Annotated in this window: 21 protein-coding genes; 13 read left to right on the top strand and 8 right to left on the bottom strand. The window is 66.9% G+C overall.

The window, feature by feature from the left end; translation table 11 throughout:
• Positions 1-249: 249 nt before the first annotated feature.
• Complete coding sequence (locus AWB94_RS15835) at positions 250-786, bottom strand: carboxymuconolactone decarboxylase family protein (RefSeq protein WP_023363443.1); 537 nt, start codon at positions 784-786, stop codon at positions 250-252.
• Between the two features lie 132 nt (positions 787-918).
• On the opposite strand from AWB94_RS15835, the gene AWB94_RS15830 reads away from it, so the two are divergent.
• The 3 genes from AWB94_RS15830 (at position 919) to AWB94_RS35810 (ending at position 3,229) form a co-directional block, all read left to right on the top strand.
• Positions 919-1,569 (top strand): RNA polymerase sigma factor, encoded by a 651-nt coding sequence (locus AWB94_RS15830; RefSeq protein WP_023363441.1) that lies wholly within the window; start codon positions 919-921, stop codon positions 1,567-1,569.
• Positions 1,562-1,831 carry an anti-sigma factor family protein gene (locus tag AWB94_RS15825; protein ID WP_023363439.1) on the top strand — a complete coding sequence of 90 codons (270 nt, stop codon included), beginning with the start codon at positions 1,562-1,564 and terminating at the stop codon, positions 1,829-1,831. Before AWB94_RS15830 ends, AWB94_RS15825 begins: the two co-directional genes overlap by 8 nt.
• A 228-nt stretch (positions 1,832-2,059) precedes the next feature.
• Positions 2,060-3,229, top strand: a complete 1,170-nt coding sequence (locus AWB94_RS35810) for a redoxin family protein (protein WP_023363437.1) — start codon at positions 2,060-2,062, stop codon at positions 3,227-3,229.
• Here AWB94_RS35810 and AWB94_RS15815 read toward each other — a convergent pair whose 3' ends face one another.
• Positions 3,230-4,174 (bottom strand): SDR family NAD(P)-dependent oxidoreductase, encoded by a 945-nt coding sequence (locus AWB94_RS15815; protein ID WP_023363435.1) that lies wholly within the window; start codon positions 4,172-4,174, stop codon positions 3,230-3,232. It abuts the gene before it with no gap.
• A gap of 82 nt (positions 4,175-4,256) precedes the next feature.
• Between AWB94_RS15815 and AWB94_RS15810 the strand changes: the two genes are divergently transcribed.
• From AWB94_RS15810 to AWB94_RS15800, 3 genes are all read left to right on the top strand, one after another.
• Positions 4,257-5,150, top strand: a complete 894-nt coding sequence (locus tag AWB94_RS15810) for a haloalkane dehalogenase (protein WP_033718784.1) — start codon at positions 4,257-4,259, stop codon at positions 5,148-5,150.
• A gap of 118 nt (positions 5,151-5,268) precedes the next feature.
• Positions 5,269-5,568, top strand: coding sequence for an anti-sigma factor family protein (locus AWB94_RS15805; RefSeq protein ID WP_306341108.1), 300 nt, complete (start codon positions 5,269-5,271; stop codon positions 5,566-5,568).
• Complete coding sequence (locus AWB94_RS15800) at positions 5,562-6,197, top strand: RNA polymerase sigma factor (protein ID WP_023363431.1); 636 nt, start codon at positions 5,562-5,564, stop codon at positions 6,195-6,197. Before AWB94_RS15805 ends, AWB94_RS15800 begins: the two co-directional genes overlap by 7 nt.
• Here the strand turns inward: AWB94_RS15800 and AWB94_RS15795 are convergent.
• The 5 genes from AWB94_RS15795 to AWB94_RS15775 all read right to left on the bottom strand — a co-directional run bounded on the left by AWB94_RS15795 (position 6,167) and on the right by AWB94_RS15775 (position 9,681).
• A complete protein-coding gene (locus tag AWB94_RS15795; protein WP_307188177.1) occupies positions 6,167-6,883 on the bottom strand; it encodes a TetR/AcrR family transcriptional regulator in 717 nt (238 codons plus the stop codon). The two genes, AWB94_RS15800 and AWB94_RS15795, sit on opposite strands and share 31 nt — an antisense overlap.
• A gap of 58 nt (positions 6,884-6,941) precedes the next feature.
• A complete protein-coding gene (locus AWB94_RS15790) occupies positions 6,942-7,505 on the bottom strand; it encodes a peroxiredoxin-like family protein (RefSeq protein ID WP_023363428.1) in 564 nt (187 codons plus the stop codon).
• A 233-nt stretch (positions 7,506-7,738) separates the two neighbouring features.
• Positions 7,739-8,212 (bottom strand): YkgB family protein, encoded by a 474-nt coding sequence (locus AWB94_RS15785; protein WP_023363427.1) that lies wholly within the window; start codon positions 8,210-8,212, stop codon positions 7,739-7,741.
• A 226-nt stretch (positions 8,213-8,438) separates the two neighbouring features.
• A complete protein-coding gene (locus AWB94_RS15780) occupies positions 8,439-9,329 on the bottom strand; it encodes an alpha/beta fold hydrolase (RefSeq protein WP_023363425.1) in 891 nt (296 codons plus the stop codon).
• Positions 9,330-9,432: 103 nt separating this feature from the next.
• Positions 9,433-9,681, bottom strand: a complete 249-nt coding sequence (locus AWB94_RS15775) for a hypothetical protein (RefSeq protein WP_023363423.1) — start codon at positions 9,679-9,681, stop codon at positions 9,433-9,435.
• Between the two features lie 460 nt (positions 9,682-10,141).
• Between AWB94_RS15775 and AWB94_RS15770 the strand changes: the two genes are divergently transcribed.
• From AWB94_RS15770 to AWB94_RS15750, 5 genes are all read left to right on the top strand, one after another.
• A complete protein-coding gene (locus AWB94_RS15770; protein ID WP_050485427.1) occupies positions 10,142-10,804 on the top strand; it encodes a DsbA family protein in 663 nt (220 codons plus the stop codon).
• Between the two features lies 1 nt (position 10,805).
• Positions 10,806-11,720 (top strand): cytochrome c biogenesis CcdA family protein, encoded by a 915-nt coding sequence (locus AWB94_RS15765; RefSeq protein ID WP_023363419.1) that lies wholly within the window; start codon positions 10,806-10,808, stop codon positions 11,718-11,720.
• A gap of 50 nt (positions 11,721-11,770) precedes the next feature.
• Positions 11,771-12,811, top strand: coding sequence for an NHL repeat-containing protein (locus AWB94_RS15760; RefSeq protein WP_225337107.1), 1,041 nt, complete (start codon positions 11,771-11,773; stop codon positions 12,809-12,811).
• A 329-nt stretch (positions 12,812-13,140) separates the two neighbouring features.
• Positions 13,141-16,116: an arabinosyltransferase domain-containing protein gene (locus tag AWB94_RS15755; protein ID WP_023363415.1), complete on the top strand. Its 2,976-nt coding sequence runs from the start codon at positions 13,141-13,143 to the stop codon at positions 16,114-16,116.
• 212 nt (positions 16,117-16,328) lie between these two features.
• Positions 16,329-16,961, top strand: a complete 633-nt coding sequence (locus tag AWB94_RS15750; RefSeq protein WP_023363553.1) for a class I SAM-dependent methyltransferase — start codon at positions 16,329-16,331, stop codon at positions 16,959-16,961.
• Between the two features lie 189 nt (positions 16,962-17,150).
• Here AWB94_RS15750 and AWB94_RS15745 read toward each other — a convergent pair whose 3' ends face one another.
• On the bottom strand, positions 17,151-17,747 hold the full coding sequence (locus AWB94_RS15745) for a CGNR zinc finger domain-containing protein (RefSeq protein WP_023363551.1): 597 nt from the start codon (positions 17,745-17,747) through the stop codon (positions 17,151-17,153).
• Positions 17,748-17,847: 100 nt separating this feature from the next.
• Here AWB94_RS15745 and AWB94_RS15740 point away from each other — a divergent pair, with 100 nt between their 5' ends.
• Both AWB94_RS15740 and AWB94_RS15735 read left to right on the top strand, forming a co-directional pair.
• Positions 17,848-18,417, top strand: a complete 570-nt coding sequence (locus tag AWB94_RS15740) for a TIGR03086 family metal-binding protein (RefSeq protein ID WP_023363549.1) — start codon at positions 17,848-17,850, stop codon at positions 18,415-18,417.
• Positions 18,418-18,527: 110 nt separating this feature from the next.
• A complete protein-coding gene (locus AWB94_RS15735; protein WP_079612721.1) occupies positions 18,528-19,322 on the top strand; it encodes a pyridoxamine 5'-phosphate oxidase family protein in 795 nt (264 codons plus the stop codon).
• Positions 19,323-19,668 lie beyond the last annotated feature (346 nt).

Genomic DNA, 19,668 nt, shown 5'->3' with positions numbered 1-19,668 from the left:
CGCCTCAGCTGCAGTCGCTTCCGTCATGGAGCGGGTATTCAGGCCCACTCGCCGCGACACGATGGACGTGTGACGACGTGGGCGTGATAGCCGTCGCCGTCAAGTATCGGGCTCGGATTCTGGCGCCTCTCCGTTTCACATCGGAGAGGCCGCCCTGCCGCGGTCTTCGAGGATGACCCCGGCACCGCACGTGTCGTGTGACGGCTGGCCTGGCGGGCCGCGGTCGCGTGACCCGCCAGGCCGTGCGGTTCACGGCTGCACGATTGGGAAGTCGATTTCGGTGTGCGCGACGTTGTTGAAGTAGTTCGTCAGCACGTTAAGGCCCACGTGGCCAATGACTTCGGCGATCTCGGCGTCGGTCAGACCTGCGCGGCGCGCGTTTTCCAGATCGGCGTCATCGATGTGGCCGCGGTGTTCGTTGACGGCCACCGCGAATGCAAGGATCGCGGCGGTTTTGGGGTCGTCCGCATCTGCTTTGCGCGCCGACCCGATTTGATCGGCGCTGAGTCCCGCCGCCTTTTCACCCAGGTAGCTGTGTGCGGACAGGCAATACGAGCACCCATTGGCCTGTGCGATGGCGATGGCGAGGCGTTCGCGGGTGGAGCCCGGCAGCGTTCCGCGGTCGAGAGCGCCGGCCAAACCGAGATATCCGCGCAGCAGCGCCGGACTGTGCACCATCGCGCGGGTGAGGTTGGGAATCGTGCCCAATGCCTGCTGCACGGAGGCCAACGCCTCGGCCTGGTCGTTGGTCGCGTCGGCGTCGGTGACAAGGGACAGCGTGCTCATTGGTTCTCCTCCAGTATTGTTCGGGTTGATGGCCTTACACCGCATGCCAGATCGATGAGGCCACTGGTTAGACGCCCGTGCAGCTGATCTGTTACACGGGCCGCAATTTCGGCTGGGGAGCGGTGCTGGGTAATGGGCGAACACATCCGCACGGTCGTCGACGACCGGTGGGCTAGCGAGGACGAGTTCGTCGACGCGTTGCGGGCCGGGGACACCGAAGCATTCCGCCTACTGGTCGACACGATGCATGCACCCCTGGTCCGCATGGCGCGGATCTACCTGTCGGCGTCCATTGCAGAAGATGCCGTGCAAGACACGTGGACGTCGGTGGTTCGCACGATCGGGAGCTTCGAAGGTCGTTCGACGGTCAAGACGTGGGTGTTCCGCATCATGCTCAACCGAATACGGACGCTGGCCCGAACACAGGGGCGCACCGTGCCATTTGCCGTCGCAGGTCCGGAGGCGGATCCGTACCCGTCGGTAGATCCCAACCGGATGGTTCACGCCGAACTGGGTGCCCACCACTGGTCTGACGTGCCCGCAAGGTGGGACCTGTTGCCAGAGCAACGACTGCTTTCTCGCGAAGTGCGCACCTTGATCTCGCACGCCTTGGCCAAACTGCCAGACGCGCAACGCGAGGTGGTCTCGATGCGCGACGTCGAGGGCTGGACGAGCGAGGAAATCTGCGACGCGTTGGGGATCTCGGCGGTCAATCAACGCGTGCTGCTGCATCGTGGGCGCGCCGCCCTGCGGGCTGCGCTGGAGGAGTATCTCGATGACTGACGAATTCATCACCAACGAACTGCAACTGGCGTGCAGCGACGTGATCGAGCTGGTCACGACGTATCTCGATGACGCACTGAGTAACACAGACCTGCGCCGGTTCGAACAACACCGACGCGGCTGCGAAGCCTGCCGAGTCTTCATCGACCAGATTCGCCGCACCGTCAAGATCACTGCCGCCGCGCGCGACGACGCGGTGCAGGTGCGCCCGGCGAACTTCGACGCTCTGGTCGCCGAGCTGCGACGGCGGGGCCGTAGCTAGGGCCATCGTGTGCAAATCCACGCCGAACTCGATGCCCCCGAACGTCGCATGCCGCCGATGATGGCCCATGGCTGCGCGGGGGACAACGAAACTCGAGTCCCCGCCAGTTGTGCGTTCGGACCCGACAGGGCTTGGTGCTCAAGCGAGTTCATCGTCTGTACTGTTTGGTACACTAGGCGAGATCGCTGTCGACAGGCTCGATGACACCACCGACGGGGAAGGCGTGCTATGACAAGCTCTAAGTTCACCACTTTCAGCGAGAAGGTCGCAGAATTGGCGGAGCAGTTGGCCGGCGTGGCTCCGCCTGAGGTGCTCGAGGTCTTCGCCGCCGACCAGCGCGAGCTCCAGGCGGCCGGGGTGCCGGCGTCGGTGGCCGTGCCTGGGACGCGATTCCCGATCGCTGAGCTCATTGGGGCGGACGGGACGTCAGTCTCGTCGGCCGACGTGCTGGCCGGAGCACCCACGGTCGTGGTCTTCTATCGGGGGGCGTGGTGCCCGTATTGCAACATCGCGCTGCGCGTTTACGAACAGGATTTGGTGCCGGCGCTGGAGGCCCGCGGCGTTCGTCTGGTGGCCATCAGCCCGCAGAGCCCGGATGGTTCGGTGTCGATGCAGCAGGCCAATGAGCTGAGCTTCGCGGTGCTCTCCGATCCGGGCAACCGCATCGCCGCCGCGTTGGGCATCGTTATCGCGCCCAGCGACGAAGCGCAGGCCGCGCAGAAGCAGCTGGGGCTTGATCTTGCGGCGGTGAACGCCGACGGCACCGTTGCGCTGCCGATGCCCACGGTGGCGATCGTCGATGCCGAGTCGGTGTTGCGGTGGATCGACGTGCATCCTAATTACGCCACGCGCACCGAGCCTGAAGACATCTTGGCGGCGGTCGACCGTGTTCTTGGCCGCGCGGCCACGTCAGCGGCGACCACACCTTCTCTTGCCCCGGTGGCGCCCCGCCTGGAAGAACTGGCCGACGAACTCGGTGTCAAGTCCGTTCTGGTCATGCGCTCGGACCCCGATTCCATGGTCGTCGCGGCGACGGCGGGCCCGGGCACCGCCTTCTATCGGGTGGGCGCCGCAGGCTCCAAGGCCGGCGCCGCACCGGATCGGGTGCCGCTGTATTGCGAACGGGTGGTCGACGGCGGGGAGGCGATCTTCGTGCGTGACTCCCGCCTCGATGACACCTTCGCGGGCAACGAGGATGAGACCGAGTTCGGCTTGAGTAATTACCTCGGGATGCCGGTCCGAGACGCCGGCGGGCACGTGGTGGGGACGGTGTGTGTTCTTGATGACCACGCACGCGACTATGACGGGGCCGCCCGCGACCACCTCGACGCGCTGCGCATCGAGGTGGAGGCGATCGTGGCAGCCGACCCGTCGGCGCTTGTCACCGATGATCGGTAGTCAGCGAGCGGCGGCGACAAATCGGTGGATGGCTTCGTCGGCGCGATCTTGGATCGTGGTGTCGGCGAAGTCTGCCAGGATCGTCGCCTGGTCGACGACGGGCCCGGTGAGCTTCCCGGCGCCACTGGCGTAGAACACTCCGCTGCGGTACGAGTCATCGACGATTGCGTCAACCAGACGTCGCGCGCCGACGTCGAGCTTGTGCGCAAGGCCGAACAGCGGTGCGATGTAGGGCATCACGACGCGGCTCATGACGGTCCTCACTATCGGGTTGGTGTGCTCGAACGCGTTGGTGCCTGCGGTGTTGCCCGGGCTCACGGTGAGCAGACGAAGGTCGGGATGGCGGCGTGCCAGGGCCGATATCCACAGTGCACCAAGATATTTCGCGTGGGCGTAAGCCAGCATCGCGGTGGCGCGCCTGCCGGTGTAGAAGGATCCGTCGATGACGCCGGCGAACTCGTCGGCGGAATGGTGGGCGAAGGTTGGGGGTGGGATGCGCAATTGAACAACACCACGGGCAGCCTCGCTGCCGGTCAGCACGGCGGCGGCGGTTAACATTTCACGCTGGATCAGCGCCTCCAGCAGCATCACGTGCCCCAGCACGTTTGCGGCGAAGACCTCGGTGACACCATGGTCGTTGAGCGCCAATGGTTTTGGCCCGCCGAGGCCGCCAGCGTTCAAGACGACGGTGTGCAGCGGTTTGGTGATCGTGTCGAGGGCCGATTGCACAGATCCGGGATCGGCGACGTCCATGTGCAGGATTTCGAACAGCGCGGTGTTCGTGGCGCGCTCGAGGTCGGATCGTGCCGACGCGGCTCGCGTGAGGTTGCGACACGCGAGGAAGATTGTCGAAAATGCGCCGCGCAGTGCCAGTTGCCGTGCGATCTCCTTGCCGATCCCGGAATTCGCGCCCGTGATGAGAATGGCCCGATCCGTCCGTGTCATCGCCGCTCCGACCGCCGAAAGTCTGACTTTACCGTTCGGTACACTACATCACGATCACCTGCCTCACACCTGGAGCTGCCCGATGAGCGTTGGCCTGCCTGAAGTTTTTCGGACCCCGGAGGGCCGATTCGCCCACCTGCCTGGCTATGACTTCACGCCGCACTATGTCGACGTTGACGGTCTGCGGATCCATTACCTCGACGAGGGCCCGCGCGAGGGCACGCCGATCGTGTGTTTTCACGGCGAGCCGAGTTGGGTTTACCTGTACCGCAAGATGATCGGCCCGCTGGTGGCCGCGGGCCACCGTGTCATTGCGCCGGACTACGCCGGCTTCGGGCGCTCGGACAAGCCGACTGACCCGAACTGGTACACCTTCGACCGGCACGTGCAGATCGTCAGCGCGGTGCTCGATCGCCTCGACGTGCAGCAGGCGACGGCCGTGGTGCAGGACTGGGGCGGCCCGATCGGCCTGCGCTGGGCCGTCGAGCACTCCGATCGCGTGGCTGCACTGGCGATCTTCAACACCGGGCTGTTCACGGGGCGGGTGTCCAAAGGGTTCCTGTCCTGGCGCGAGTTCGCCGAGAAGAACCCCGACCTCCCGGTCGGAATGGTGATCCAGGGTGCGACGGCCACCGACCTGGCCGACGACGTCGTCGCCGCCTACGACGCGCCCTTCCCCACGCCCGAGTCCAAAGCCGGGGCGGCCCGCTTCCCGCTGCTTGTCCCCATCACGGGCGACGACGTCGGGGCCAACGAGATGCGGGCGGTCATCGACCAGCTGTCGCGGTGGCAGAAGCCGGCCCTGGTGGCGTTCTCCGACCAGGACCCCATCTTCCCCTTCCCCCGAGCTGGTCAGGTGTTCTGTGACCTCATCCCCGGCGCCATCGATCAGGTGCGCATCGAAGGCGCATCGCACTTCCTGCAGGAGGATCGCGGCGAGCTCCTCGCCCACGAGGTGCTCAAGGTGGCGCCGTGACGAAAGTGTGACGGCTGGTGGCAACGACCCGTTGGCCGTGTCACGCTGAATTCATCGGCCCGGCATTCCGCCGCGCCGACCGGGGATCTGGGGACCCGATGATTGTCGAGGGCGAGAAATGACGTCTAAGGCTGGCCGGATGCGGTGGTGGTGGCGGCGGCGCGGGGTGATGCGGTCGCGCCCGCTGCGGTGCGAGGAGATGGTCGAGCTGGTCACGGCGTATCTGGAGGACGCGCTCGATGCCGACGATCGCGCGCGCTTTGAGACGCATCTGCACGGATGTGAGGGCTGCGCCGCTTATTTGGACCAGTTGCACGCCACGGTCGGCACTCTGGGCGGCATCCGTGAGGAGCACCTCGATCCGGTCTACCGCGCCCGGCTGCTGGCCGCCTTCGCCGAGACGGCGGGCTCATGGTAACCCGGATCGCCGGTGAGCAGGCGTTGGTCACGGGGCTTCGCGCGGGTGATCAGCGTGCCTTTGCTCAACTGGTCGACGAGCACACGCCCGCCCTGTTGCGTGTCGCACGCGCCTACGTCTCCGATCACCCGACAGCCGAGGACGTGGTGCAAGAGACTTGGATCGCCGTGGTGAAGGGCATTAGGGGTTTTGAGGGCCGATCCTCGCTCAAGACGTGGCTCTTTGCGGTGTTGACAAACATCGCCAAGCAGCGCGGGGTTCGCGATCATCGGCGCAACGAGACCCTCACCGACTTCGGTGCGGCCACCGTGGATCCAGCGCGCTTTCACCGTCCCGGCGAGCCCGGCGCCGGCTCGTGGAAACAGCCGCCGGCGCCGTTCCCGGACAGCCCGGAGGGCTCGGTTCTGCATCGCGAGTTGTTGGAGGTTGCCCGGCGTGAGCTGGACAAGTTACCCGAGGGACAACGCGCCGTGGTGACCCTGCGCGACCTTCTCGGGTTCGACGCCGCGGAGGTCTGCGAGGTGCTCGACATCACCGCGGGCAATCAACGGGTGCTGCTGCACCGCGGACGCGCAGCGATCCGTCAAAGTCTTGAGGATTACCTCAGCGCAGGCCAGCGAGAGTTCTGACGGCTCAACGGGTTTGGCGCTTGCGGCGGGCCGATCCGGGTTTGGCGGGTGCTGAAGTAGCCGCCCAGCGGTGAAGTTCGGTGACCGCGCCGTCGAGGGTGTCGCGTAGCACGGTGACGTTTCCGCGCACACGGGCGAGCAACATCCCGCCCTGCAGGGCGGCGATGACCATGGCGGCCAGGCGCGCCGGTTTCGCCGTGTGCACCAGGTCGCCGCGATCCTTCATCGCCTTCAGCCCGCGCGCCAGGGGGGGCTTCCCACCGAGCGAACGCGGCATCCAGGCTGGGGCCAAACGTGTCATCGTTTTTCAACTCGGCCGCGATCGTTCCCAACGGACACCCGAACGGGCCGCCCCTTCGGGATTGCTCGCGCACGATGCGGGCCATCCACGCGTCGATGCCCTGCCAGGAGTCGGTGTGGTCGAGTTCGGGTTGCTGCGCGGCGAGCACCAACTCCAGTTGCCGCTCGATCACCGCGGCCACCAGGTCGGCCTTGCCGTCGAAATAGTGATACATCTGGCCCTTGCCGGCGCCCGCGGCGGTCAGCACGTCGTCGAGGCTGGTGGTGCTCACGCCGTTGTGATACATCAACGTGGCCGCGGCGTCCACGATCTGTGCGCGCGCACGCTGACCGCGCGCGGTCGCTGGGAGCGGGCGCGCCGTGCCGGTCGGTCGCAATGCGGACATCCCGAAAAGGATATAGAAGCAACCCTGGCCGACCGGCACGGCGCGACCGCGGCCGGTGTCACCGCACGTGGGCCAGCAGTTCGTCGACCGACCACTGGTCGTAGGCGTGGATTCCGCGTTTGGCGGCGACCACTTTGCCGTCCGAGCCGATCAGGAAGTCTCCCGGCAGCCCCAGGGTGCCTCCGATCGGGTCGTTGTTGTAGACCGGTGTCGGGGTCGGGTCGCCCCGCTTGAGGAGTTGGCGAATCCGCTGGGCCACGACCGGGGCGAGGGCGCGGGGGTCGAGGATGGCCCGCCGCGAGGAACCCACACCGAACTCGTCGTAGAGCAGCTTGGCCGGATCGCCGATGACCGCGAACGGCAGCTCGACCCCGTGGCGGCGCAGTTCGTCATCGCTGGAGTGGAACACCACCACCTCACGGATGCCGGCCGCGGCGATCTCGTCGTAACGCCGCGCCATCGACTGAAGGTGCACGTTGCAGATCGGGCAGCCCGCGAAGCGACGCAACTGCAGATGGACAAGGCGGTCGGGATCCGGGATGCGCACCGTCTCTCCGGATACGGTGACCAGTTCCCGGGGTGCCACCACAGTGCCCGGGCCGACGACGTTGGCTTTTCTCATGAGAAGTACTGCCTTTCAGAAAGTTCGTGGCGGGCCCGCAAGTGACAAAGATAGTGTACTAAACAGTACAGTCGAGGCTGCGGTGGGTAATGGGCGATTTCGCGGCTGTCGGCGTTTCGTCACCATGACCTGACGGTGTACGACAATGCTTGCCGCCCAGGGCCGAATCGCACTTCGGTGGTGGCGTGCCGAGTCGGCGTCGACCATGGCGCCCATCGTCGATCGCGTGGGGGTCACCCACGTAGGGTGTCGGCCAGGGTCCACAGCGACACCCCGAGTAGGACGACGTCCTTGAGCAGGAACTGACCGGTCGACGACAATGCGGGGAATCCGCCGCCGGCCGCTTCGGCGACGCCGGGGGTGCTGAACAGGAAGCTGATCGTCGTCAGGAACAACAGCGTCGCCAGGACGCTGCCGAGCACCGAGAGTTTGGGCGCGATGGGTTTGGCGGCCAGCAGGATCGCGGTGAGGATCTCGAAAACCCCCAGCAGATTGGAGAAGGTCTGCACCGAGAACAGGTTGTAGAGCCAGCTCAACAGTGGGCTGTTGGCGACCAGTGGCTGGATGCCCTCGGCCTCGTAGGCGGTGAACTTCAGCGCACCGATCCAGGCGATCACGACGACCAGGCCGTAGCGGGCGACGAAAGACGCGAGGCCTTCGAGCCTCGCGTGGATGCCCGGATTGGTCAGGACATTGTTGGTAGCCACGAGTTTAACCTCCAAACGGGAGTCTGCTGTCGTTGGTGTGGTGTCGGCCAACCCGGCTTCCGTTACACAGAACAGGGTTTCGGCTCCAAGTTGACCGAATGGTCAACTACGACTCAGGCGCGAGGCGCCTGTCCGCGTGGTCGCTGCCTGTGTGTTTGACAAGGAGTGGACGCGGGCGCCGTAACGGCTGTTCGTGGCGACTGTCAGGTTCGCAACGGTGTCGGGTTTACCGACGCTGTCCGTCAACGGCCGAAGCGAGACGGCAGACGGCGTCGGCGATCTGTTCTGGGTAGTCCTCTTGGAGGAAATGTTTGGCGGGCAACAGGATCGGGTCGTCGATGCCTGATGCCAGTTGCGCGTGAATGCCGTCGTGGCGCAATGTCAGGGCGTGGTCTCGGGCGCCCCAGACGATCTGCACCGGATACGGGGTGTTCCGTACGGCGGACACGTAGCGCCGTTGCTTGTCGGCGGTCGGCTCGAAGCCTCGCATGATCTTCAGGAACGCCCGCCCGCCGTCGTCGCCGAGCAACAGCGGGACATACGCGGCGATTTCGGCCGCCGGAACCTTGCGGCTGACACCCGTGTAGCGCATCAACGACAGGAACACACCGGGCAACTGCAGCGACGCCAGCCACGCCTCGCCCACGCCCGTGTGTGCAAACGGCTCCATCATCCACGGGCGCTGAAAGCTCTCAACGGCCACAGTGGTGTTGAGCATGGTCAACGACCGGATCCGGTCAGGCTGTGCTGCGGCGACTTCGAACCCGATCGGCCCTCCGATGTCGTGCACCACCAGGTGGAAACGTTCGAGCTCCAACGCGTCGACGGCCGCGAGCAACCAGCGGCCAAGGCCGGTCCAGGTGTAGTCGAAGTCCGCCGGACGTTCGGCGTAACCCAGCCCGGGCAGGTCGACGGCAATACCGCGCAGACCCCGGTGCGCCACGGCCGCTACGACCTTGCGGTAGAGATAGCTCGACGCGGGAACCCCGTGCACGCACACCACCGGCTCGGCGTCCGGCGCACCGGCATCGAGGGCAAAGGAGCGCACCCCGGCGGCGGTGAACTCTCTGCCCGATGCCCGGTACCCGGCCAATAATTGCTCGACGGCAAGCGACATTATCCTGTGGATCCGTTCATCTCAGCCTACCCTGTACTGGACAGTACACTACCGGGCGCTGCATACCGTCGCACCGTAGCGTCCGGTGCGGTTGGCGGCCTCGTCAGCAGCCGGTCGGGCAAGAAATGTCGACGTAGGCGGTCGGGTTGGCGCCCCCAGCGTCCTTCTTGACGCCGGTGACGGTGCACGCCGAGAGGTTGGCGCTTGGTGTCCCGTTGATTTGCACGTTGTAGCCCTCGGATTTCAACGAGTTGACGGTGTCGTCGGCCGTCGCCCCCGCGGGTCCGGCTGTGGCAACACCGGCCACGGCCAGCAGGCTGGCGCCGACGATGGAGAATGCGATTCGATTCATGAGGGAACCTCCTTGGTTGGCATGCGTTGGTTGGTTGGCATGCGCTGGGGCCGGCGCCTTCGGCAGCAGCCCTGATTGTCGCACCGCGGCAAAGCAATTGGATCACGCCAATTGTGACGGAACGGTGACCGCCAAGTCTCGACCGGTGGTGAGCGCGTAGGGTTCGATTCAAGACAGCACGATTTTCGAATCAGTGAGTTGATCAGATTCCTTCGGCTGCAAGGAGTTACGGACATGCATACCCTCGCGTCAGCATCGCTTGCTCCAAGACGAGTGTGCTCGCGATGCCCGAAAGACGTTCTGCCTCAGCCGACATCCAACTTTGACCGATCGGTGAACCATGGATGATCTGATGATGAACGACTCGTCGGGCGCTTCCGCTGCGCGACGCCCGCGAGCCTCGGGCACCCTTGGGCGCCGGCTGGCCGGGCGTGCACGGTGGTGGCTGGGTGCGTTGAGTGTGGTCGCGGTTGTGGTGGTGCTTGCTGTGGCCGGTATCCACCATTCGTCCGAACCACAGACGCAGCACGGTGCGTCACGATCCACCGCCGCGTCCTCGGCGATTCAGACGTGGCGCGGCGCGCATCAGCCGTCCGAGGGCGATGCCCTCGCGAGGGGATCGGTGTCGGCGCCGGTCGTGGTGGCGGAGTGGGGTGATTTCCAGTGTCCGTTTTGCCGGGCGTTCGATCTGGACAGCCAGCCGGTGCTGATCGGCGATTACGTGCAGACCGGCAAGGTGCGCTTCGAATGGCATGACCTGGCCAAGTTGGGTCCGGAGTCGGTGCTGGCCGCGCGCGGCGCGCGCGCAGCAGCGCGCCAAGGGGCGTTCTGGGCGTTTCACGACGCGTTTTACCGCGACCAGGCCCCGGAAAACAGCGGGGCGGTGACCGAGCAATCGCTGATGGCGATGGCGCGCAACGCGGGACTCGACGTTGACAGGTTCGTCGCCGACTTGGCTGACCCCGCCATCGCCGACGCGGTCGAGCGCGACCGCAGCGACGCACGGCAGCTCGGCATCACCCACGTGCCCTCCTTCCTGGTCAACGACGAGCTGCTCATCGGTGCGCAATCCTTGGACACGCTTCGTCGGGTCATCGATGCCGCCGCGGTGAAGGCGCCTTGACGTGCTCGACATCGGCTACCTGGCTGCGTTTCTGGGTGGGGTGCTGGCGCTGCTCAACCCGTGCAACGCGCTGCTGTTGCCGTCGTTCTTCGCGTACGCCTTTTCTAGTCCGACGATGATGGTGGCGCGCACCGGTGTCTTCTATCTCGGCCTGGCCGCGGTCCTGGTCCCGTTGGGTGCGGGCACAGGCGGACTGGCGGCCATCCTCACCGAGCATCGGAGGGTGTTGATCGTTGCTGCCGGGACGGTGGTCATCGTTTTCGGCCTGGTTCAGATCCTCGGCGGCGGGTGGACTCTGGCGCCGGTGGTTCGCCTTCAGGCGCGAATGGCCCAGCGCAGCACCTGGATATCGACCGCCGGCCTGGGAGCGGCATACGGCCTGGCCGGCTTCTGTTCCGGCCCAATCCTGGGTGCGGTACTCACGGTGGCGGCCGCCGGCGCGGCCCCAGTGCGCGGTGGCGTGCTGCTGGCCGTCTACGCCGCCGGTATGACCGCGCCGCTGTTCCTATTGACTGCGGCGTGGCAGCGGTTCGACCTCGGGCATCGGAAATGGTTGCGTGGGAGGGCATTTCAGGTCGGTCGGCTGCACCTGCACACCACGTCTGCCATCGGTGGGCTGCTGTTTGTCGCGACCGGGGCGGTATTCGTCTTCTTCGGTGGCAGCACCGGCATCCCCGCCGTCGATCCCAGGATCGCACTGCGGGGCGAGACGGCCGCCGCGGCTCTGGCCGCTCACGTTCCCGACACCGTCGTGGTGCTGGTCGTGCTGGCCGTCGCGGTGCTCACGCTGCGGTGCCGGCGGCGACACCCGCGGGCGGGGGCCGCCGACTCGACACAGCCGCCGGACGGCAGGCCCGCGATCGTCGGTGGTGTCGAGCACTCGGTCCGGCACACCGCGGTGGCAGACCCCGACTGAGGCCGCGGGCTCGACGAATGCGGGTTTCGCTGGACATAGCATCTATCGCATTGACCGTCGGCCTGGCCGTCGGTGTGACGGTCGGGTGTGGCCGCGATGCCGGCTCGCCGGTGTCCACGTCGAGTCCGCCTCCGACATCGGGCGCGGCGCGGCCGGCTGAGCCCGCGACCGCGGGTCAGTTGCGCACTCCGCCCGCGGGCCGGGTGGTGTCGATCGGAGCTGCGCCGGAAGGAATCGTGGTCGGGCGGTCCGGAGTCGGGGCCGTGGCGGTGCGCAATCCCGATGGCGTGGTGTTGTTCACCGCTGCGACAGGTGTGGTGCGTCGACGGATCTCGACCACCGCAGCGGCGCGGCACCTAAGTCTGGCCGGACCGGACGGGCCGGTCCTGGTGCCGATGGAGGGGTCCAACGAGCTGCTGCAGGTGTCGCTTTCGCAGGGCGCGGTTGTTGCCAGGACGACCGGAGTCGGCCACCAGCCGCACGACGCCGCTCAGACCGCGGATGGAACCATCGTGGTCACCAACGAACTCGGCGGCGGTGTCGTTTTCGTCCGCGACGGCCAGGTCATCGGTTCGGCTCCTGGCGGCCCGGTGCAGCCGGGAGGCGTTGCGGGCGTGGGCAAGTACGCGGCCGTCGCCGATGTGCGGGGAAACGGATTATGGGTCTACGACGGCGCCGCGCAGCGGCTGGCCGCGCACGGCCCGGCCGGTGTGAAACTGACCCACGTGGTGGGGTTGTCCACCGATCTGGTTGCACTCGCCGACACCGACGGTGGTGCGGTACTGATCGAGCGAATCGAGCCGCAGATCTCGCAGGTCTCCAGGATCGAGGGTCCCGGCAACCCGTACGGGCTGGCCTACGATGCGCGCCGTGCCCGCCTTTATGTCACCCTGACCGCATCGAACCTGATGCGCGTGATCGACACGACCGACGCCGCGACGCCGCGCATCATCGCTGACGTCCCCACCGTCCAACAGCCCAATTCTGTTGCAGTGGATCCATCTTCAGGCACCGTGCTGATCACCGGCAGCCACCCCGTCGGCCAGGACAACTTGCAGATCGTGTCGCCCGACCGGCTGCCTGCCGGCTAGCCGACCGATTTTCGGCAGGTCCAGAGCCGATCACCGGGTGAACGTATCGCGCCGCTGTGGCCGACGCGCGGCTCGCTCATCGAGTCTTGCTGTTGGCCGGCAGAACATTCACTGCCGCGGTCCTGCCTCGCCGATGGCCAGAAGGTCATCAGGGGTTTGCATCAGCTGCCGCGCCGGGGTGCAGGCGTTGTGGTGGGGGACCGATGGCGGGCGTGATGCTCAATGGTGACCGCACCGTGACGTCGAAGCGGTGTGCGAGCGAGCCACCACGACGGACCGACACCCTTGTGTGTAAACCCTGTCGGCCCGATCCCGAAGGGACTGCAGACTTGGAGTCACAGCGTGCACGCGAGGCGACTCCCGGCTGGCTGGCTCTGCTTGTCGGCCTCGTGGGCATCGTTGCCGGCCTCGCGCTGCCATTCTGTCCGGTGCGGGCCCAAACGACGACGCTGACCTGGCCGGTGCCCGGCCAGCCGGTCGTCTCCAGCAGCGCGATCGTGGTGCCCTACCGACCGCTGCACCTGCAGGCGACGATCCCCTGCGCGGCCCTGCGCGCCGCGACCGCATCTGCCGTACGTGTCATTGCGCTGAGCACCGGTACCGGGCCTGCAGGCCTGACCGTCGGCGGTGATCGCACCGGGATCAGTGTTGCCGCCGACGGGCGCAGCGTGCATTTGCCGGTCGCGCGCCACGACGTCGCATGTGACGTGCACGTCGCAGCCGGACCGGCCGGGATGTCGGTGCGCGACGCCGACTCCGGGCGCACGATCGAGCTGCCCGGCCACCCGGTTCCTGAGGTGTTCGGGTTCCGTACGGACCTCGACGCGGCCGATGCGACCGGGATGCAGGTGCGCCTCGAGGTCGGTGATTCCTTCACCACGTCTCCCGGTCCACTGAAGAACGCCCTGATCGGGGTGCAGCTGATCGCGGCTGCCGCGGCGCTGTGGTTGTTGCCGCGACCCACCGCGCCGCGTCGACGGTGGCTGCGGCAGCGGGATCGACTGTGGTGGGTCGACGTCGCGGTGGTGGCGGTGCTGGCCGGGTGGGCGGTGATCGGTCCGCTGGCCGTCGACGACGGCTGGGCCGCCATGATCGCGCGCAACCAGGCCGAGACGGGCAACCCGGGTAATTACTATCGATGGTGGAACGCCGCCGAGGCGCCGTTCGCGTTGAGCCAGCAGCTGCTGGCACCGCTGACTGGGGTCAGCGTGGCGCCGTTTTGGCTGCGGGGCCCCAGCACCGCATTGGCGATCGCGACCTGGTTTGTGTTGACGCGGGGGGTACTACGCGCGGCTTTGCCCGGGGTCGCGGCGAGCATGCGGGTCCGCAGTTTGGCGGCGTTGTTCCTGCTGGCGACCTGGCTGCCGTTCAACCTCGGTACCCGTCCGGAACCGTATGTGGCGCTGGGTGTTACGGCGGTTCTTGCGCTGGCAATACGCGCTCGCAGTCCGGCCGGTGTGGGCTGGCTGCTGCTGGTCGTCGCAGTCACGGTGCCGATCAGTGCCAACGGCCTTCTGGTCGTGGCCCCGATGATGGTGTTCGCCCCGCGGCTGATCGCGGCAGTGCGCGCGGCATCCGCTCGCATGCACCTGTCGGCGGTTGTCGCGATGCTGTGCTGCGTCGCGGCTGTGGCTCTTACCGTCGTCTTCGCCGATCAAACCTGGGATGGCGTGGTGGTGGCCACCGACTGGCACAACTTTTTCGGGCCGTCGCTGCGGTGGCACGAGGAGCCACTGCGCTATCGGTACCTGTTGGGGTCCGACCAGCAGGGCAGCTTCGCCAAGCGGCTGCCCGTCTTGTTGTCCGTCGCGATGGTGCCGATCACCTTGTGGGCGGGGCTGCGCCGCGGCGATCGGATCGGCCGGCCCGGTGCTCGGCTGGCGGGGGTGGTGGCGACGGCGCTTGCGTTGCTGGCGCTGTCACCGTCGAAGTGGTCCTACCACCTGGGGTCAGCGGCGGGACTACTCGCCGCGCTGCTCACTGTGGGCGTCGTGATGCTCGTCCAGCGAGTCGCTGCGGCCGATCGTTACGGCGTTCTTGCCGGGGTTGTGGGATCGGCGCTGGCCGCCGGAGCGGCGGCGCTGGCCTTCGCCGGGCCGAACGCTTGGTGGCTGCCTGCGGTCTATGACGTCCCGTGGGCCGACACGGCGCCCCGACCGCTCGGCCTGCCGCTGGCTCATCCGGTGTTGTGGCTTGGGCTGGTCGCGGCGCTGTCGGCTGCAGCGGGGATCGCCGCTCGACGGCCGGGTGCCCTGCGGGTGGTGGTCGCGGGTCCCGCCATGATCGCCGTGACCGCTGTCGGTATGGCGCTCGCCCTGCTGGTTGGCTCGTTTGTCGCGGCGCCCATCCGCCGTCCGGCCGGTTCACTGGCCCTGATGAACACGCACTGGATCGGCGGCAGCCGGTCGTGCGGGTTGGCCGATGACATCGAAGTGTTGCCCGACGGCGCGATCCTGGACACCGCGCCCGACCCCGGCGGCGCGATCGCCGGATTCACCGCCCACGGCGGCTTCGTGCCCGGCGCCCCGCCGCCCGACCCCCCGGGGCGAGGCACGTCGACTTTCCTGTGGGGTAGCCGCGCGGCCGGTGTCGCAGCCACGGCAGCCATGACCAGCCCCTGGTTCGTGTTGCCGGTGCTCTCGCCCGACGCCGGCATCGCGGTGTCGGTCTCGGGGCGCACCAACGGCGGCAACGCGCTCGCCTTCGAATTCGGCCGCAGCCAGGGGGCGGAGGTCAGTGTGCTCAGCGACCGCGCCCCGAACGACCGGCCGGCCGCCGGCGAGGATCCCGACCATCCACTGTGGCGCACGATCGGTGTCGATGCCGCCGAGGTGCCCCGCGGCGCTGACCGGGTACGGATCCGGGCGGTCGACGCCCGCACCGACGCCTTCGGTTGGCTGGCGTTCACCGGACCGCGGCTGCGTTCGATCGTGCCCTTGAACCGGTTTCTTGCCGGCCACGGACCGGTTCTGCTCAGCTGGCCGCAGTCGTTCGTGTTTCCGTGCGTGCGCGACATCGCCACGATCTCTGGCGGCGTCGCCCAGACACCCGTCGTGGTGATCGAGTCACCACGACCCTGGCTCACCGAGGACAGAGACCCCGACGTCGGGGGCACCTTCACCGAGCTCGCCCAGTTCGGGAACCTCTACGAGATCCCCAGCCGTCTGGTCGGGCACCCAGAGGTCGACTGGGGAACGGTGAAGGTTTCAGGGGACACAGCCAGCCGCGACGCCTACCAACGCACCGTCACCGAGGTGATCGTCCCCGGCAGCGGAGGTGTCGCGCATCAACGACCCGAACGCTGAGCGCGCAGACTGCCGCCCGCGCGCGATACCGACCGTTGCTGACGGAATCCTCACATGCCCGGCGCTCGCCAGGCAACCAACGCCACCCGGACATAACAATGACCGTGCGCGTCAGGCACCGCGATTGGGTGCAGACGCATCCCGAGCCGACGACCGATCGGCGACTCAACACCACGGGCGTGCCACGCCCTCTACTCGTACCTGGAGGGTGGATGCTGGGACCGCAGTACGAGCGCGCGCTTCTGGGGGAGCGCTGCTGGCTTCGCCACGACGACGGTGAACGCGTAGAGCTGCCGGTGGATCTCTGGCTCGGCCATCACGGCGCGGACCACTCCTTCGACGAAACGGTGGTGTCTTTGTGCACGGGTCCGACGATCGACCTCGGCTGCGGACCTGGACGTCTGGTCGCACAACTGATTCGACGCGGGCTACCCGCACTGGGAATCGATCAATCCGCGACCGCCGTGCGGATCGCCAACCAGCGTGGCGCGCCTGCCCTGCGCGGCGACGTGTTCAGTGCGTTGCCCGGCGAGGGTGGTTGGGGCACCGTGCTACTTGTCGATGGCAACATCGGCCTCGCTGGCGATCCCGTGCGGGTGTTGGCCCGCGCCGCGCGGTTGCTCGCTCCCGGCGGGCAATGCCTTGTCGAGTTCGACCCGGCGACATCGGGTGTCAAGCAGCGACGGGTTCGCCTGGAATCCGACAGCGGGATGGGTCGCTGGTTTGACTGGGCCTCGGTCGGCCTCGACAGCGCCTCGGAGCTGACCGAGCGAGCGGGCCTGACCTTGACCCATACCCACCGCGTGGGCGCACGATGGGTGGCGCAGGTGTCCAAGCCGCGATGATCGGCCCACAACCCGCGACGGACGAAAGACCGGCGCGGGCGGACATCGCGGGTTCTCACGATATGGTTGCTATCGGCCGCCCGATGAGTCATCGAGACTTCGTGTTGAGCACAAGCAGTGTGTTCGCGGTGGCGTCTCGGCATGCGCGGCCGGCGAAGTTGGCATCGGCGCGGTTGGCCGGGGCCCGGGTCAGTTGCGGTGGTGGCGGTGGTAGTGCCGGGCCACTCGTGTCCTGTTGGCGCAGATGTTCTGGGTGCAGAACTTGCGGCGGGGGTCGGAGGCGACGAAGAGCATGCTGCAGGTCGGGTTCTCACATCTGCGCAGGCGATTGTGCGCAGGCCCGACCAGCAGATCGATAAGGCTCTCGGCGACGGCAGCTAGCGCGAGTTCGTACAACCGGTCGGCCGGTGGATGGCGAGTGGTCAGGGCGGCCCACCCGGCTGGGGTCTGCACCAGCTGCCGGGTGCAGGCCACGCTTGATGCGATGTCGTTGACGCGATTGACGACCGCTGCGCTGGGACTGATCCCGGCGATGTGTGCGTCGAGTATCTCGCGAACTGCTTGACGCAGCTCAATGGTGAGCGCAAGTGACGGAGCCGGCGTCCCGTCGGGTAGTCGATCCTGCTGCAGGCCCCACCAGAACCGACACGCCGCCTCGTCGGCAAGCAGATCGACGACTGGATCCCGACTGGTGATGATCGTGTCGGCCAAGTCCACAGCCAAGGGCTCTCCCGCCACGACGAATCCCGCCGCCTGCGCCCTTTGGAGCCGTGACCCGGTATTCATTTAACTAATGCTATCAAGATGTTGACAACGTTAGGCAGCGCGAGTACAAAATCTAACGGTAAACATTGCTGTCAAACGTTAGTTGACGAAAGGAACTCGGATGAACTCGTTGGACCTGCTGCAACAGGCCGATAAGCGCCTGGTCGACCTGGTCTCCACTCTGAGCGTGTCGAATCTGGACGCCCCCAGTCCGTGCTCAGGGTGGAGCGTGCGGTCGCTGCTCAGCCACACTGTCGCCACGATCGACGCCTTTGCGGCGGCCCTCGACGGACAGGGCGGCCCGACCGAGCAGGAACTTTTCAGCGGGGCCGACATCCTCGGTTCAGCGCCGCTCACGGTCGTCGAGAAGTCCGTCGACCGCTCACAGCAAGCGTGGACCACCATCACCGACTGGGAGCGTCCCATCCTGACCGTCATCGGGGAGATGCCGGCCCGCCAGGCCATCGGCATCATCACCTACTCGACGCTGATCCACAGCTGGGACCTGGCGGTGGCCATCGGCAAGCCGATCCACTTCGACGAGGCCGAGGCCACCCTGGCCGAAGCGGTCGGATCGCAGCTCGTCCCGGCGCTGCGACCTCAAGATCTCTTCGGTCCGGAGGTCGCGGCCGGCGCGGACGCGACCCCCACCCAGCGAGTCGTCGCCTTCGCCGGTCGTAACCCCCTGTGACCCTGCAGATGACGAACGAAAACCGGCCCGCCGCTGTGGGATTCCACAGCGGCGAGCTGGCCGTCCAGACACGCGCCGGAGTGCGCACGCGTGCCGAGCGGCTGGCCCCGATGGCGGCCCGCGGCCAGCTCCGCACCGCCACAGCTGACTTCGTGGCGGCGGCGCAGCTGGCGGTCCTGACCGCACGCGACGCCGCAGGCCGACTGTGGACCTCACCGCTGCTGGGACAACCCGGCTTCCTCCGGGCGGCGACACCGACCACACTGCACATCGAGGACCCCTTTCTCGACGCCGACCCGCTCCACGACCTACCGGCCCGCCAGCCCGCGGGGCTTATCGTGATCGACTTCGCCACCCGCCGCCGAGTGCGCATCAACGGCGTTCTCGCCCAGGCTGATTCCGGCGGTCTGACAATCGATGTCGACCAGGCATACGGCAACTGCCCGAAATTCATCCGGAACCGCCACCTGCGCCTCCCCGCCAACGCTTCCGGCCCAGACCGCACACCGGTTTTCACCGGCGAACTTCTGCGACCGGAGGACGGTCGGCTGATCGAACACGCCGACACATTCTTCCTGGGCACCAGCCATCCGACGTCAGGCAACGACGCCTCCCATCGAGGCGGGCCGACCGGCTTCGTCCACATCGAGCACGATCGCCTCTGGTGGCCGGACTACCCGGGCAACAACCTGTTCAACAGCCTGGGCAATGTGACGGTCGACCCGACCACAGCCTTGCTCTTCATCGACTTCCCCACGGGGACAACGCTGCAACTAACCGGCACAGCCACGTTAGTGTGGGAGGACGAAAGGCCGCGCGACGAAAGTCAAACCGGACGACGAGTCACCTTCACACCCCAGCGCGTCGTCGTGACCGGCATCGCGGCGTTGCGTGCCGAGCACTGACGACAGTGCACGGCATCCGTTCCAATCCGTTACCTGAGGGACACCCGACGAACGCTCAGTACCGGCTGCGTTGTGGGACCCGTCCGGGCCCGAATTGCACGAACTGGACTCTGCGTCGTCCTGACGCGCCCAAAAGTTGCACTATCCGCGAGCTGATTCCCCAGCCGACAGTGTGCACGTTCCCAAATCCGCTAGGTCACGTTTCCCAACCCTCGAGCCCACCGCCACAGACCAGGCCTCAACCAATTTTCGTCAGCGCCACGGACATCCCTTCCGCGTCAGAGATCGGTAACCAGGACTCGGTTTTAATTCTCCGCATTTTTGCTGGTTCGATCACCGGACCGGA

Origin of the sequence: Mycolicibacterium canariasense, assembly GCF_002101555.1 — a bacterium.
GTDB classification, from domain to species: Bacteria; Actinomycetota; Actinomycetes; order Mycobacteriales; family Mycobacteriaceae; genus Mycobacterium; species Mycobacterium canariasense.
This window is presented reverse-complemented; position numbering and strand designations above follow the sequence as displayed.